Annotated in this window: 16 protein-coding genes; 11 read left to right on the forward strand and 5 right to left on the reverse strand. The window is 64.1% G+C overall.

Translation table 11 applies throughout. The features are described 5' to 3' along the window. Window positions 1-135 precede the first annotated feature (135 nt). Genes P4U43_RS03845 through P4U43_RS03855 form a run of 3 tightly spaced genes read left to right on the forward strand, consistent with a single transcriptional unit; the run spans window position 136 to window position 3,030 of the window. A complete protein-coding gene (locus P4U43_RS03845) occupies window positions 136-1,236 on the forward strand; it encodes a LolA family protein (protein WP_277357527.1) in 1,101 nt (366 codons plus the stop codon). Then, the gene (locus tag P4U43_RS03850) at window positions 1,233-2,189 is read left to right on the forward strand and encodes an ABC transporter ATP-binding protein (protein ID WP_277357528.1); all 957 of its coding nucleotides are present in this window, start codon (window positions 1,233-1,235) and stop codon (window positions 2,187-2,189) included. The genes P4U43_RS03845 and P4U43_RS03850 overlap by 4 nt, the downstream gene beginning before the upstream one ends. Further along, window positions 2,179-3,030, forward strand: a complete 852-nt coding sequence (locus P4U43_RS03855) for an ABC transporter permease (protein ID WP_277357529.1) — start codon at window positions 2,179-2,181, stop codon at window positions 3,028-3,030. Before P4U43_RS03850 ends, P4U43_RS03855 begins: the two co-directional genes overlap by 11 nt. Before the next feature lie 13 nt (window positions 3,031-3,043). Here P4U43_RS03855 and P4U43_RS03860 read toward each other — a convergent pair whose 3' ends face one another. Next, a complete protein-coding gene (locus P4U43_RS03860; RefSeq protein ID WP_277357530.1) occupies window positions 3,044-4,039 on the reverse strand; it encodes an adenosine deaminase in 996 nt (331 codons plus the stop codon). A gap of 100 nt (window positions 4,040-4,139) precedes the next feature. Here P4U43_RS03860 and P4U43_RS03865 point away from each other — a divergent pair, with 100 nt between their 5' ends. Continuing rightward, entirely contained in the window at window positions 4,140-4,400 is a 261-nt protein-coding gene (locus P4U43_RS03865; protein WP_277357531.1) for a hypothetical protein, read from the forward strand. A 13-nt stretch (window positions 4,401-4,413) separates the two neighbouring features. Here P4U43_RS03865 and P4U43_RS03870 read toward each other — a convergent pair whose 3' ends face one another. Further along, on the reverse strand, window positions 4,414-5,001 hold the full coding sequence (locus tag P4U43_RS03870) for a pullulanase X25 domain-containing protein (protein ID WP_277357532.1): 588 nt from the start codon (window positions 4,999-5,001) through the stop codon (window positions 4,414-4,416). Between the two features lie 343 nt (window positions 5,002-5,344). Here P4U43_RS03870 and P4U43_RS03875 point away from each other — a divergent pair, with 343 nt between their 5' ends. From P4U43_RS03875 to P4U43_RS03900, 6 genes are all read left to right on the forward strand, one after another. Next, complete coding sequence (locus P4U43_RS03875; protein WP_277357533.1) at window positions 5,345-5,839, forward strand: nucleoside deaminase; 495 nt, start codon at window positions 5,345-5,347, stop codon at window positions 5,837-5,839. Window positions 5,840-5,849: 10 nt separating this feature from the next. Continuing rightward, a complete protein-coding gene (locus P4U43_RS03880) occupies window positions 5,850-7,358 on the forward strand; it encodes an NCS2 family permease (protein WP_277357534.1) in 1,509 nt (502 codons plus the stop codon). 37 nt (window positions 7,359-7,395) lie between these two features. Beyond that, window positions 7,396-7,683 carry a DUF1905 domain-containing protein gene (locus P4U43_RS03885; protein ID WP_277357535.1) on the forward strand — a complete coding sequence of 96 codons (288 nt, stop codon included), beginning with the start codon at window positions 7,396-7,398 and terminating at the stop codon, window positions 7,681-7,683. Between the two features lie 252 nt (window positions 7,684-7,935). Beyond that, window positions 7,936-8,631, forward strand: a complete 696-nt coding sequence (locus P4U43_RS03890) for an EAL domain-containing protein (protein WP_277357536.1) — start codon at window positions 7,936-7,938, stop codon at window positions 8,629-8,631. 52 nt (window positions 8,632-8,683) lie between these two features. Next, window positions 8,684-8,962: a type II toxin-antitoxin system Phd/YefM family antitoxin gene (locus tag P4U43_RS03895; RefSeq protein WP_277357537.1), complete on the forward strand. Its 279-nt coding sequence runs from the start codon at window positions 8,684-8,686 to the stop codon at window positions 8,960-8,962. Beyond that, window positions 8,955-9,248, forward strand: coding sequence for a type II toxin-antitoxin system RelE family toxin (locus P4U43_RS03900; RefSeq protein ID WP_277357538.1), 294 nt, complete (start codon window positions 8,955-8,957; stop codon window positions 9,246-9,248). Before P4U43_RS03895 ends, P4U43_RS03900 begins: the two co-directional genes overlap by 8 nt. 37 nt (window positions 9,249-9,285) lie before the next feature. Here the strand turns inward: P4U43_RS03900 and xdhC are convergent, their stop codons facing one another. Genes xdhC through P4U43_RS03915 form a run of 3 tightly spaced genes read right to left on the reverse strand, consistent with a single transcriptional unit; the run spans window position 9,286 to window position 13,986 of the window. Then, on the reverse strand, window positions 9,286-10,101 hold the full coding sequence (gene xdhC / locus P4U43_RS03905) for a xanthine dehydrogenase accessory protein XdhC (protein ID WP_277357539.1): 816 nt from the start codon (window positions 10,099-10,101) through the stop codon (window positions 9,286-9,288). A gap of 1 nt (window position 10,102) precedes the next feature. Then, on the reverse strand, window positions 10,103-12,493 hold the full coding sequence (xdhB, locus tag P4U43_RS03910) for a xanthine dehydrogenase molybdopterin binding subunit (RefSeq protein WP_277357540.1): 2,391 nt from the start codon (window positions 12,491-12,493) through the stop codon (window positions 10,103-10,105). After that, complete coding sequence (locus tag P4U43_RS03915) at window positions 12,490-13,986, reverse strand: xanthine dehydrogenase small subunit (RefSeq protein ID WP_277357590.1); 1,497 nt, start codon at window positions 13,984-13,986, stop codon at window positions 12,490-12,492. The genes xdhB and P4U43_RS03915 overlap by 4 nt, the downstream gene beginning before the upstream one ends. A gap of 148 nt (window positions 13,987-14,134) precedes the next feature. Here P4U43_RS03915 and P4U43_RS03920 point away from each other — a divergent pair, with 148 nt between their 5' ends. Beyond that, window positions 14,135-14,299 carry a hypothetical protein gene (locus P4U43_RS03920; protein WP_277357541.1) on the forward strand — a complete coding sequence of 55 codons (165 nt, stop codon included), beginning with the start codon at window positions 14,135-14,137 and terminating at the stop codon, window positions 14,297-14,299. Window positions 14,300-14,359 lie beyond the last annotated feature (60 nt).

Here is a 14,359-nt window from a genome sequence, read left to right on the forward strand (position 1 = left end):
CCTCGACCCACCGGACCTGCACAAAACTTCCGGGTTGGGGAAGGGCGGAAACTCCGACGAAATTCTCAGGTTACGGGTGTAGCGTGACGCGCAGGACCGCATCCTAAAACCACCACCAGAACGAGGAAGTTCGCAATGACTCGTACAGGGCGAAAATCATGGCGTCAGTGGACGCCGGCAGTCGTTGCCGCCGGGGCGGTGGGCGCCGCAGCGCTCGTGGCCCCCTTCAGTGCCAACGCGGCGGTTGATCTTCCTGACAAGACCGCCGCCGAAGTCCTCGCGCTGGTTCAGGAGAAAGACGCTGACGCCTTCTCCGGCACCGTGGAACAAAGCTCAAACCTCGGCCTTCCGGACCTCTCCGCTCTCGGCGCGATGAGTCCTGGCGGCGGGACAACAGGCGGAACAACTAACGACGACGGCGGCGAACCCTCCCCGGCCAGCGCCGCCATGGGGCTCATCACCGGATCCCACACCGCCCAGGTTTTCGTCAATGGTCCTGATCAGGCCCGCCTTCAGGTGCTCGATCCGCTTGAAGAACGCAACGTCGTCCGCAACGGAGATGACCTCTGGTACTACGACTCGGATGAGAACGAGGCCATTCACGCGACGCTTGATGACCATGAAAAGCCCGACGGCGCCACGTCCGCCCCGAACGACGTCGCCGCCCACTTCCTCGAGAAGATCGACCCGTCCACCGAGGTCACCGTCGGCTCGGACCGCATGGTCGCCGGGCGTGCCGTCTACGATCTCGTGCTGACTCCGCGCTCCACCGAGACCCTCGTGGGTTCGGTCAGCATCGCAGTCGACGGCGAAACCGGCCTTGCCCTCGGGGTCACCGTCGCTGCCGCCGGCTCCACCGACCCGGCGTACAGCTCCACGTTCACCGAAATCAGCTACGAGGAACCGTCAGCAGAACTGTTCGCCTTCACCCCGCCGGAAGGCGCAACGGTCACCGAGGTGGATCCAGGCGATCACAAAGCCGAGCACCAGCGCGAGCACGCTGACAAGGAAGCTGCAGAAAAGCCGACAGTGGTAGGCGAAGGATGGGACGCCGTCGTCGTTGTTCCTGCCGGTCAGCAGGAGATTCCAGCGGAACTGATGCAGCTCAGCACAGCAGTCGACGGCGGTCAGCTCCTGTCCACCGCGCTGGTGAACGTCCTCATCACTGACGACGGCCGCATCCTCGCCGGCTCCGTCACCGTTGAACGCCTGCAGGCAGTAGCTTCCGGACAGTGAGCGGGGCCGCCGACCTCGTCATCGAGACAGCAGGCCTGACCAAGCGGTTGGGCGGCCGGGACGTGGTCAACGGCATCGATCTCGCGGTGCCGCGCGGATCAGTGTTCGGTTTCCTCGGCCCCAACGGTTCCGGAAAGACCACCACTATCCGCATCCTGCTCGGCCTCGCGTCAGCAACGTCCGGGGAGGTCCGGGTACTCGGGCAAGACATCCCGCGAGCGCTGCAGGAGGTACTCCCCCGGGTCGGCGCGCTCGTGGAGGGCCCGGGTTTCTACCCCTTCCTCTCCGGTACCGCGAACCTCCTCCGCCTCGACGCCGCTGACCGCTACGTCTCCCCCTCCACACGCCGGCAACGTGTTGAGACCGCACTCGAACGGGTGGGGCTTTCGCAGGCCGCAGGCAAAAAGGTGGGCCGCTACTCGCTCGGGATGAAGCAACGTCTCGGCATCGCCAACGCGCTCCTCACGCAACGCGACCTGATCGTCCTGGACGAGCCCACCAACGGCCTTGACCCGCAGGGCACCCGCGAAGTCCGGCACCTCGTGCGCTCCCTCACCGAGGAAGGCACTACCGTTTTCGTGTCCAGCCACCTGCTGACGGAGGTCGAGCAGATTTGCTCCCACGCCGCGGTGCTCAGCGCCGGCTCGCTCGTGGCCCAGGGCAGCCTCGATGAGCTGCGCCGTTCCGGTGAACCGCGCATCCGCGTGATCACCCCTGATGTGCCGCAGACGCACGCTGTGCTTCACCGGCTGGGGACAACCCCGGACGACGACGGCGCCACCTCCGGCGCGCACAGCGTCACCGCGCTGCTTCCGGCAGGGCTGGCACCGGATCGGGTAGTGCGGGCGCTCGTCGAGGCGGACGTCCGGGTGAACGGCTTCAGCGTTGATCAGGCTGGGCTCGAGGATCTGTTTGTCGCGCTCACCGGAGAGGGGTTCGACGTTGTCCAGTAGCACAGCTGTATCAGCGCCCCGCAAAGGCGCCGGAGGCCGCTTCCTGGCGTCCGAACTGTCCGTTCTGTTCCGGCGTCGTCGCACGTGGGCCCTGTTGGCCGCCCTTGCCGCGATACCGGTTCTGATCGCCGTGGCCGTCAGGCTGTCCTCCGGACCGTCACCGGGGCGGGGACCCGCCTTCCTCGATCAGGTGAGCCAGAACGGTCTGTTCGTCGCCGTCGTCGCAACCATCGTTGCGATTCCGCTGTTCCTGCCGCTCACCGTCGGGGTGGTCGCCGGTGATACCGTCGCGGGCGAGGCGAGCACCGGCACGCTGCGGTACCTGCTCATGTCTCCCGTGGCACGCGGGCGGCTGCTGGCAGTGAAATATGTGGGCGCCGTCGTCTTCTGCCTGGCGGCAACCTTCACCGTGGCGATAGTGGGCACCCTCATGGGAGCCCTGCTGTTTCCGATTGGGCCGGTGACCCTGCTGTCCGGCACCAGCATCGGCGTGCCGGAAGCGCTGCTGCGCATTGCCCTGGTGTGCCTCTACGTGACGCTGTCGCTGCTGGGGCTGTGCGCCGTCGGGCTTTTCATGTCCACGCTCAGCGACGTTCCGGTGGGCGCGATGGCGGCGACAGTGGTGGCCTCGGTGGTCAGTCAGGTGGTGGGGCAACTACCGCAACTGGAGTGGATTCACCCGTGGCTGCTCACACAGTACTGGCTGGGTTTCGCGGACCTGCTGCGGGGTCCGATTGTGTGGGACTCGTTCGCCGCGAATGCCCTGCTTCAGGCCGGGTACGTAGTGGTGTTCGGTGCCCTTGCGTATGGCCGGTTCAGCACCAAGGACGTGCTGGCCTGAGCGTCAGTTCGCATTACTGCCGCCCGGCCCGCCAAGCCTCTATCTCCGCGAGAAGCTGCCGGCGGCGTGTGTCCGTGATGAACGCGGAACGAACGGAATTTGCGGCAAGCTGCGCGAGCTGGTCGTCGTCGAAACTGAAGACTGACTGCAGCTGGATGAAGTTGTTGTCCACATATCCGCCGAAGTACGCCGGATCATCCGAGTTCACCGAGACGTTCAGCCCCCGCTCAAGCATGCGGGGCAGCGGGTGATCGGCGAGGGTGTCGACAGCCCGCAGACGCACGTTCGACAGCGGGCAGACGGTCAGCGGTGTCTGCTCGGCGGCAAGCCTCTGCACCAGTTCCTCGTCCTCCATGCACCGGATGCCGTGATCGATCCGCGACACCTGCAACAGGTCGAGCGCCTCCCGGATGTACTCCGGCGGTCCTTCCTCTCCCGCGTGCGCGATGCACTTCAGCCCCGCCTCATGTGCACGCTCATAGAGGGCAACGAAGTCGCGCGGAGGATGCCCCACCTCCGCGGAATCCAGCCCGATCCCGATGATCGGAGCCTCCATCGCCAGCAACTGTTCGAGCACGGCGAGCGCTTCCTCGGCGGGTTCATCACGAAGGAACGCGGCGATGAGTTCGGTGCTGATGCCGAACTCCTCCTCGCTGCCCGCAAGCGCCGACGCGACACCGTTGACGCAGGTGGCCAGCGAAATACCGCGGGACAGGTGCGCCTGCGGATCCATCATGATTTCGGCGTGCCGAACGCCCGCTGCCTGAGCGCGGGCGAGGTACGCCCGCGTCATATCCGCGAAGTCCTGCTCCGTCTGCAGGACAGCCATGTTGCCGTAGTACAGGTTGAGGAAGGACTGCAGATCTCCGAACCGGTACTGGCTGCGCAGCTCCTCAACATCCGCATAGGGCAGCTCAATACCGTTGCGCCCGGCGAGTGCGAAGATCAACTCCGGCTCGAGCGTCCCTTCAATGTGCAGATGCAATTCGGCCGTGGGCAGCACAGACATGACAGCTCTCTTTCCGGTGTGTAGGAGGATACTCAAGCATCCATGTGCCGGAGTACGGCTACGCTAGCGCGCCCACCGCAAGGGTGAAAGGATCGCCCTCATGACGGACAACACCACTGACGGTACCCAAGCGCACGACGACGACCGCCGCGAGGCGGTCCTGGAACCTGATCCGCGCGCAGGAGACGCTGAAAACATCCGCGAAGAGCAGGGAACGCACGCGGCCGGCGCTGTCCCTGCGGCCTTCGTCGGCGGCGACCAACCCGGAGACAAACCGGAAGAAGCCGCCGACAACTCAGGCCACTGGGACGAAATGGGCCGGGAGAACCCGGCCCGCGAGCCCGGCGACGAGGAAAGCTAGAGCCTGAGGAGAGCTAGACCAGCGCGCCGTCCAGGACGGTCACTTCCACGTCCTTTGAGCGGTGGTCGTAGCGGAAGGTGACCACACCGCCGTCGTGCTGCAGTACGTGGTTTGCTCCATTGCTGATGCCGAACGCACCGTAGTTCTCTTCCCAGGAGCGGTCGATGGCGACCTTGAACTCGTAAGTGCCAGCGGGCAGCTGCGCGGTCAGTTCCCAGCTCTGGGATACGGGGCTGTACGCCATCTGCACCTGGTCGGCTGCGGGTGCCCAGTCCTCGGTACCCAGTCGGTGGCCGAAGTTACCGGCGAGCGCCACGGCGCCCGGCGCGGCTGCATAGCGGGAGCCCTCTTCGGTGATGGTCCATCCGGTGCGGCCCTTCAGGATCAGGCCTTCCTTGACCAGCGTGGCTGTCGCTGCGGACAGACGCTTCACGCCGCGTGCAACGCCGCCGCTGAGGACTTCGCTTTCCCACGCGCTGAGCGGCATCCGGGCAACCGCGGCTGCCAGCACATCGCTACCCTTCACCGGGGTGCCGGGCTCTTCCGCCAGGACCTGGACGATGGCCTTCAGGCGGGCTGCTGTGTTGTCTTGGGCACTCATGTGTGGACCTCTCAAATTTGCTGTACTTCCGAGAAAATTTTGACAGCCGATTGCTCCCGAACCGGGGAGCCCGGGCGCCCTGCGGCATGTCGTGTCGGAATGTGACCCAGCATTGGGAGAGTAATTCCGCTGGATGAAAAGAAAGTTTCATCAAAACTATGGCCCAAGTCACATTTGACTGCTAACGTCGTACAACGAAGCCAACGGCGGGCTCCAATCGGAGCTATCTACCAGGTGGACCTGCAAATCCCCATACCCCGCAGCAGTCTGGTCGCAGAACACCGCTGAATCGTTGGTGCCCGTGGACTCGAGTGATTGCTGCCCCACGTTCGGGAGAATCACCGTGACTACCACCACCAAAGAAGAGCAGTTCCTCTCCAGTGCAATTTCCCTGGCCACTGATAACGTCCACAACTCCGGCGGCCCGTTCGGTGCGCTCATCGTGACGCTCGACGGTCGGGCCTTCGAAGGAGCCAACCGGGTTACCGCCACCAACGATCCAACGGCGCACGCGGAAGTGATGGCTATCCGCAACGCCTGCACAGCGCTAGAAACCTTCGACCTATCCGGCAGCACCCTCTACACAAGCTGCGAGCCGTGCCCGCTCTGCCTTTCGGCCGCGCTGTGGGCCCGGGTGGACGCCGTCGTCTTCGCTGCAGACCGGAACGACGCCGCGCAGGCCGGTTTTGACGACGCCGTCTTCTACGACTTCTTCGCCACCCCTGTGGAGGACCGGATCATGCCGGTGCGCCACTACGAACTCACGCCCTCGGCGGAAGTAACTGCCCTGGCACCCTTCGAAGCGTGGAGCAACCTCGTTGCCCGCGTGGATTACTAAGGAGCACGCCATGGCAATCCTCACCGAGACCGGCGGCCACCCTGAGCCCCGAGGTTCCCGTTCAGTACGCCGGCCCGTACAACCCGGGACGCTTAGCCCGCTCGACAAGTTCTTCAAGATCACCGAACGCGGTTCGACAAACAGCCGCGAGGTCCGCGGCGGCTTTGTCACCTTCTTCACCATGGCGTACATCGTCATTCTGAACCCGCTGATTCTCGGCGGCTTCAGCCCCGACGCCGCGGCACTCGACGTCGAAGGCGGCTGGCTTCAAGCCACACAGATTGCCGCCGTCACCGGGTTGACCGCCGGCGTCATGACCATCCTCTTCGGTGTGGTCGCGAATCTACCCTTCGGCATCGCCGCCGGGCTGGGAATCAACTCTTTCCTCGCCGTCTCGGTGGTGGGCGACGTCACCTGGCCCGAAGCCATGGGTCTCGTAGTCATCAACGGCCTGCTGATCGTCCTGCTCGCAGTGACCGGAGCCCGAACCGCTATCTTCAACGCCGTACCGCGCCAGCTCAAGGCTGCAATCACCGTAGGAATCGGCTTGTTTATCGCCTTCATCGGCTTTGTGGACTCCGGCTTCGTCACCCGTACGGCCGGCGGCCCGCCGGTACAAATGGGCGACGGCGGCTCCATCACCACCGTGCCGACGCTCGTCTTCATCATCGGCCTGGTCACCATGGGCATCCTGATCGCCCGGAAGGTCCAGGGCGGGCTGCTCATCGGCATCATCGTCACCACGGTCATCGCAATCATCGTCGAAATGTCGCTGCGTTTGGGTGCGGGCGGACCGGACAACCCTGCAGGGTGGCACCTCAATGCGCCAGTCATCCCCTCGAACATCGTCTCGCTGCCGGACTTCAGCCTGGTGGGAGCGTTCGACCTCTTCGGTGCGTTCGACCGCATCGGTATCCTGGCTGCGACCATGCTGGTGTTCACGCTCGTGTTCACGAACTTCTTCGACGCGATGGGCACCATGACCGGGCTTGCCAAACAGGCGGGTCTGACTGACAAGCGCGGCAACTTCCCTCGCCTGAAGTCCGCGCTGGTGATCGAGGGCGTGGGTGCGGTTGCCGGCGGTGCGACGTCGGCCTCGTCCAATACCGTGTTCATCGACTCCGCTTCCGGAATCGGCGAAGGTGCGCGGACCGGCCTCGCCTCAGTGGTGACTGGCGCGCTCTTCCTGGCAGCCATGTTCTTTACTCCGCTGACCGCAGTGGTGCCGCTGGAGGTAGCGGCGGCAGCTCTCGTCGTCGTCGGTGCCATGATGGTGGCGCAGATCCGCGAGATCGACTTCCGGAACTTCTCCATAGCGCTGCCCGCGTTCCTCACCATCGTGACCATGCCGCTGACCTACTCGATCGCCAACGGCATCGGCGCCGGCTTCATCAGCTGGGTCATCATCCGGGCGTCCTCCGGGAAGGCCCGCAAGATCCATCCGCTCCTCTGGGTGGTGGCAGCCGGGTTCCTCGTCTACTTTGCGCGAGGCCCGATCACGATCTGGATGGGCGGATAGACCTTCCCCTCGTGTAAATCGGGTCTAGGCTGACCCCGTGGAGCTGACCTTCGAGGGCGAGATCTGGTACTGGAGAGGTCCGGCACCGTATCACTTTGTGACGGTGCCGGACCTTCAGTGCGTGGAGATCCGGGCGGTGTCGAAGATCGTCAGCTACGGCTGGGGGATGATCCCGGCGTCTGTGACGATCGGTAAGACGACCTGGACCACGTCCCTGTTTCCCAAGAACGGCGGCTACATTGTGCCGATCAAGGACTTCGTGCGACGGGACGAGCAAATCGACGACGGCGACACGGTGACGGTTGTGCTGTCGATTGATGCTTGACCGCTTGAGACCGAGTGCGAGGAGTGGGCTGAGCGCACGGCTGCCAGGAGAGCCATGCTGGACAGCGCGTGATTGAGCGCGCGCGCCGGGACTGGCATGCCGTGCCGAACAGAAAATCCATGACACGTTATAAGCGGCTGTGGGATCCCATGTCCTGTGGGTGTCTTATTGTGGACGGGACCAGTGAGGGGGCCATTCTGCATGGCATGTAACGGCTGCGCGCCATCATCGAAACTCGACTTTGACTTCAGCATGGCCTTCCAACCTATCTATGACGCGCTTGACGATCGCGTGTGGGGATATGAGGCGCTCGTCAGGGGCGCATCGGGCGAAGGTGCCTTCGAGGTCCTGTCCAGGGTTTCCGCCGAGCAGAAGTACCGCTTCGACCAGGACTGCCGGGTCAAGGCAATCGAACTGGCATCGCGGCTGTTTCCTGCTGGCGAAGATCTGAAGCTGTCCATCAACTTCATGCCGAATGCAGTCTACGAACCCGCCGCTTGCCTCCGGGCGACCCTCCTGGCGGCAGAGCGATACAGCTTCCCGACGTCGTCGATCATGTTCGAGTTCACGGAGAACGAGGAGGTGACGGATACCGCTCACCTCACCAACATCATCACCGAATACCGCAAGCACGGCTTTACCACGGCCATCGACGATTTCGGTGCCGGCCACGCCGGGCTGGGGCTACTGGTCGAGTTCCAACCTGACCTCATCAAGATCGACATGAAGCTCGTCCGGGGTATCGACAACAGCCCGTCTCGCCAAGCCGTAGTGACCGGCATACTGGCTATGGCTCGGGAACTAGGCATGACAGTTCTTGCTGAAGGCGTCGAGACGGAGATGGAGTTCAGGCACCTGGCCGCCGGCGGCATCCGCTTGTTCCAGGGCTACTGGTTTGCGGAGCCCGAGTTCGAACGGCTTCCGCCGGTGCAGGTGGTCCCCGCCTGAACATCCTCTACCGTGAGCCCAAATTAGCCGAACTTCAGGCTAGAATAGGAGAATGAAAACGGTGCCGCTGAGTGAAGCAAAAGACAAACTCTCGTCTTTGGTCGATGAAGCGGACAGGACGCACGAGATCATCCAAATCACTAGGCACGGGCATCCGTCGGCCGTCCTGATGTCCGCTGACGATCTGGAATCTCTGCAGGAAACCATCTTCTGGCTCTCGCAGCCGGGCATAAGAGAAGATCTGGAGCAGGCCAGACGGGACATCGCGGAAAGCAACACAGTCAGCGGCGACGAACTGCGCCGTGAGTTAGGGCTGCCACCCGGTGAGTGAAGCACCATCGAACGGTCCCGGCCGATGGAAAATCGAAGTCACCAGTCCCGCATTGAAGGGGTTTCGTCAGCTGCCGGAAAAGGCTGCCGCCGCAATCGTCGAATTCGTCACCGGAGTCCTGGCCGATAATCCTCATAGGCTGAGCAAACCCCTCACGAATGAACTCCTAGGTATGCGTACCTCACGCCGTGGTGACTACCGTGTGCTGTTCACCCTCGATGTCGAAGAGCACATCTCGTACGTTCATCGCATCGAACATCGGTCCAGCGTTTACAAGCCCCGGTGAATCGGCCTGAAGTTGACGACGCGCCGGGCTGCACCATCTAATTTGGTTGAGTCGATGAAGGCCCAGAAAGCCGCTTCAGCAGGTCCGCCGCCGCACTCACCGCGATCACCGCCGGTGCTTTCCCAGTGACATCCGGCAGCCCGATCGGGCACTGAATCCGCCCGATCTCCTGCTCGCCATACCCCTCCGCCGCCAGCTTCTGCCGGAACCGCGACCGCTTCGCCTTCGAACCGATCAGCCCGACACTCCCCAGGTCACCGCGCCGCAGCGCGGCATCGCACAGCAGGAAGTCCTCGGAATGATCGTGGCTCATGATGAACACGTGCGCACCGGCGGGAAGCTCCCCCAGGAACGAGTCCGGCACCGGCGTATGCACCGGATGCACGGCCGCCACCCCCGAGGTCACATCCGCCAGCCGCTCCGGCAGCAACTGCTCGGCCCGGCTGTCCACGAGGTACAGGTTCATCGGCAGCCGCGAGAGCACCCTCCCGAGCTCATACCCCACATGCCCGACGCCGAACACCGCCACCGTGGGCAACGACAGGAACGGCTCCAGCAGCACCCGAACCTTCCCGCCGCAGCACTGCCTCCCGTGCTGCGTCACCGCGTGCTCGCTGAGCGAAAACTCGACGTTCTCGGCAGCTGAAACGCCGCCCGCCATCATCTCCCGCGCCCGATCGATCACGGTCGCCTCAAGGTTCCCACCGCCGATGGTCCCCCAACTCGACGACGACCCCACTAGCATCTTCGCCCCGGCTTCCCGGGGCGAATGCCCACGCACTTCGGACACGGTCGCCAGCACACCTGGCTGTCCCGTTGACCTCAGGCGTTGCAAAGCCTCCAGCCAGTCCATGTCACTGCGCTGAACTCGTGGACGTGACAAGGTCACCGGAACCCGAGGAAGAAGAGGACGACGACGGCGCGGACACCCGCTCGATCGCCCAGAACACCGCTTCCGGGGTGGCCGGGCTTGCGAGCTCCACTTCGACATCACCGGGCCCGAAGGCGGCGACCGCCTCCCGAAGAGCCTCCCGCACGCTGAATGCCAACATCAGCGGCGGTTCACCGACGGCCTTCGAGCCATAGACCACACCGCTCTCGGTCGCCCGCTCGAACAGGTGCACGTTGAACTCCTCGGGCATCTCGGAGAAACTCGGCAACTTGTAGGTGCTGGCGGACTGCGTGGTGATCCGGCCGCGGTTGGCGCCGTCGGATGCATCCCAGCGCAGATCTTCGAGCGTCAGCCAACCCGCGCCCTGAACATAACCGCCCTCAATCTGCCCAACGTCGATCATCGGAGAGAGGCTGTCGCCGACGTCGTGCACTATGTCTGTGCGCAACTGGCGGTAAGCACCCGTGAAGCGATCCACTTCCACCTCGGCGAGCGCCGCGCCGTAACTGAAGTACTTGAACGGTTCGCCCTGCATGCGGGCGCTGTCCCAGTGCAGTCCTTCCGTCCGGTAATACCCGGCCGCCCACAGGGAAACTCGCTGGAAGTACGCGTCACGTGCCAACTCCGCGAAGGTCATCGCCGAATCATGGAAGCCGATGCCGGTGACCTTTCCGTCATCGAACCGGACATCGTCGGGGTGGATGTTCAGCTTCCGCGCGGCCACTTCCGCCAGCCGTTCGCTGATCTGCTCGCAAGCGTTCTTGATCGCGCCGCCGTTGAGGTCCGCTCCTGAGCTGGCCGCCGTCGCCGACGTATTGGGCACCTTGTCCGTCCGCGTCGGCGCGAGCCGGACGGAGGACAGCGGCACCCCCAGCGCAGTCGCCGCAACCTGCCGCATCTTGGTATGCAGGCCCTGGCCCATCTCCGTGCCGCCGTGGTTGATGAGCACCGACCCGTCCTTATACACGTGCACCAGCGCGCCGGCCTGGTTGAACGCGGTCAGGTTGAAGGAGATGCCGAACTTGACCGGGGTCAAACCGAGCGCCCGCTTCACATTCGGGTGCGAGGCGTTGAACTTCGCGATCTCCTCGCGGCGCCGGGCAACGTCCGCACGGTCCGAAAGCGACTGCCAGATCGCCTGAAGGCGTTCGGCGTGCCGCACCGGCTGCCCGTACGGCGTGCTCTGCCCGGGCTCATAGAAATTACGACGACGAAGCTCACTCGGATCCACCCCCAGCAACGGCGCGCACCGGCCAAGCAAGTCCTCGATCACGAGCATCCCCTGCGGACCCCCGAAGCCGCGGAACGCCGTCTGCGAGGTTTTGTTGGTCTTCGCGATCCGGCCGTTCACCTCGATGTTCGGGATGAAGTACGCGTTATCGATGTGGCACAGCGCGCGCTGCAGCACCGGTTCGGAGAGATCAAGGCTCCACCCGCCGTCGCTCGTGAGGGTGGCCTTCAGCGCCTGGAGGCGGCCGTCGTCGTCGAACCCTGCGTCCCACATGGCGTGGAAGGGGTGGCGCTTGCCGGACATGGTGATGTCCTGGGTGCGGTTCAGCCGCAGCCGGACGGGCCTGCCGGTAAGCGTGGCGCCGAGCGCCGCGATGGCCGCGAAGCCGTGCGGCTGCATCTCCTTGCCGCCGAATCCGCCGCCCATGCGGAGGCACTGCACTGTGACGTCGTGACTGGATAGGTTCAGCACGTGCGCCACGATTTCCTGCGTCTCGGAGGGGTGCTGGGTGCTGCACTGGATGAACACCTGCCCGGACTCGTCGATGTAGGCGAACGATGCGTGCGTTTCCAGGTAGAAGTGCTCCTGCCCGCTGAACTGGAACTCGCCACTGAACCGGTGCGCTGCATCCTCGAGCGCCTTGTCCGGCTCGCCGCGAGCAACCGTCGGGCGGTTCCCCTGGAAGCTCTCGGCCGCGATGGCTTCCTCAACGGTGATCAACGACGGCAACGGCTCGTAATCGACCTCCACCGCCTCCGCGCCGAGGCGCGCGGCTTCTAGCGACTCCCCCAGCACCCAGCACACGGCGTGGCCGTAGAACATCACTTCGCTGGGGAAGAGCGGTTCGTCATGCTTGATCCCGGCGTCGTTCACGCCTGGAACGTCCGACGCCGTTAGTACCCTGACGACGCCCGGAACCTCCAGCGCGGGCTCGGTGCGCAGGCCAGCTATGCGGGCGTGAGCATGCGTCGACTGAACCGGCCAGGCATGCAGCGCGTTCGAGCTACGGACAACCAGGTCATCCGTATACAGAGCCGTACCGGTGACGTGGGCTGCGGCGCTTTCGTGGGATACGGGGACACCGACCACGGGGTTTACTGGGCGATCCGACAGCGACTTCACTTGGCCACCTCCAGATCTTCAGCGTTCTCAGCATGGAATCTCAGCAGCGCCTGCCTCAGCATCGCCGAGCGGTACAGCGAGCTGGCCCGCATGTCATCGATCGGCGTTCCTTCACCCGCCATGACGACGGCGGCGGCGGCCACCGTGTCCGACGTCCAGGGTTGACCGACGAGCGCCTCTTCCGTCGCGAGAGCGCGGATTGGCGTCGCTGCCACACCGCCGAGTCCGATGCGCACGGAGCTTACGACGCCGCCGTTGAGTTGCAGTGCGATGGCCACGGACACACTTGAGATGTCGTCGAAGCGCCGCTTGGCGATCTTGTAAAACGCGGTGCTTTCGGCGAGCGGCAACGGGATGCGAATAGCGCGGAGCATTTCGTGCGGCTGACGAACACTCTGGCGGTAGCCGGTGTAGTACTCGGACAACGGAACTTCGCGCTCTCCGTCTGTGGAGGAGAGGACAATTCTTGCGTCGAGCGCCAGGAAAACCGGCGCAGAGTCGCCGATGGGCGAACCCGTGGAGAGGTTCCCACCGAACGTCGCGGCGTTACGGATCAGCCGGGAGGCGAACTGCGGGAAAAGGTAACCCAACAGCGGGACGCGGCCGTCGAGCGCCCGCTCGACTTCAGAGAGTGTCAGCGCGGCGCCGATCTCGATGGAATCGGCGTCGAACGTCAGCGCCCGAAGTTCCTCCAGCCGATCAATCGCGAGGACCAGCGGCGGGCGGGAATGCCGCAGATTAACCTCAACGCCGAGGTCGGTCGCTCCCGCAACCAGCTTCACGTCCGAGTTCTCGCGCAATGTCTGGTGGACCTCATCGAGCGACTGCGGACGGATAAACTCCGATTCACCGCTGACACGGGTGTGCTGCGGCGCGGGGGCGGGCCGGTTCTGCCGTTCGAGCAGCGGATCCGAGCCCGAAGGTGTTTCGAGCGCGTAAGCAGCGTCGCGGATCGGCCGGTAGCCGGTGCAGCGGCACAGGTTCCCGCTGAGCGCATGGAGGTCAAACCCGTTGGGGCCGCATTCGTGGTCGGTTGCATGCTCTTCACCGACGACGGCGGTTCCTGTCTCCTTGTCTTCCTGCGCCGGCGAGCGCTCCGGTCGGTAATATTCAGCAGCCATCGAGCAGACAAATCCCGGGGTGCAGTAGCCACACTGCGAGCCGCCGCGCTCCGCCATCTCGCGCTGCACGGGGTGGAGGTCCTCCGGCGTGCAGGCATCAGAGACGTTTCCGAGACCCTCGGCGGTGATGATTTCCTGGCCGTCGAAGGCGAGGGCCGGTGGGAGACACGCATTGACCGAGGTCCATCGGCTGCGGTCGGCTCCGTCCGGGCGGGCTACGAGGACGGCGCAGGCACCGCATTCCCCTTCAGCACATCCTTCTTTTGACCCTGTCAGGCCTTCATCCCGCAACCAGTCGAGTAATCGAGTGTGGGGGTTTGTTCCGCTGCAGTCCCGGACTTTGCCGTTGACGGTTACCTTGATTCCGTCCATCATTCACGCTCCCGTACGAACCGGACCGACGCGCCAACCGAACTGTCTGAAGCGTGTCAAACTGTTCGTTACGTAGTTTCGGTGTGACCTAGCGTACACCCACCGAGCGGAACTTCGTTTCCACCATGCGATAGAAAGGAGCAAAGTTTTGAGCACAACAAGTCCTGCTGCCGAGGAAGAGCGGCGACTTCGGTTGTTGAAGTTCAGGGAGGCAGTGGATGCGGCATCGAGCGCTAGTGCCGCTGGCCATCGATACGAGACTGCCCTCTGGGAGCGTACAGAACTGGCTGACGTAGAGAAGTCACTGAACTAGACGGACCCAGTCGTACAGGAGTTGCGTGAAGACTCAACCAACCGGTAGTCTGTGAATCGC

This window comes from Arthrobacter vasquezii, assembly GCF_029455255.1.
In the GTDB taxonomy this organism is placed as follows: domain Bacteria; phylum Actinomycetota; class Actinomycetes; order Actinomycetales; family Micrococcaceae; genus Arthrobacter_D; species Arthrobacter_D parietis.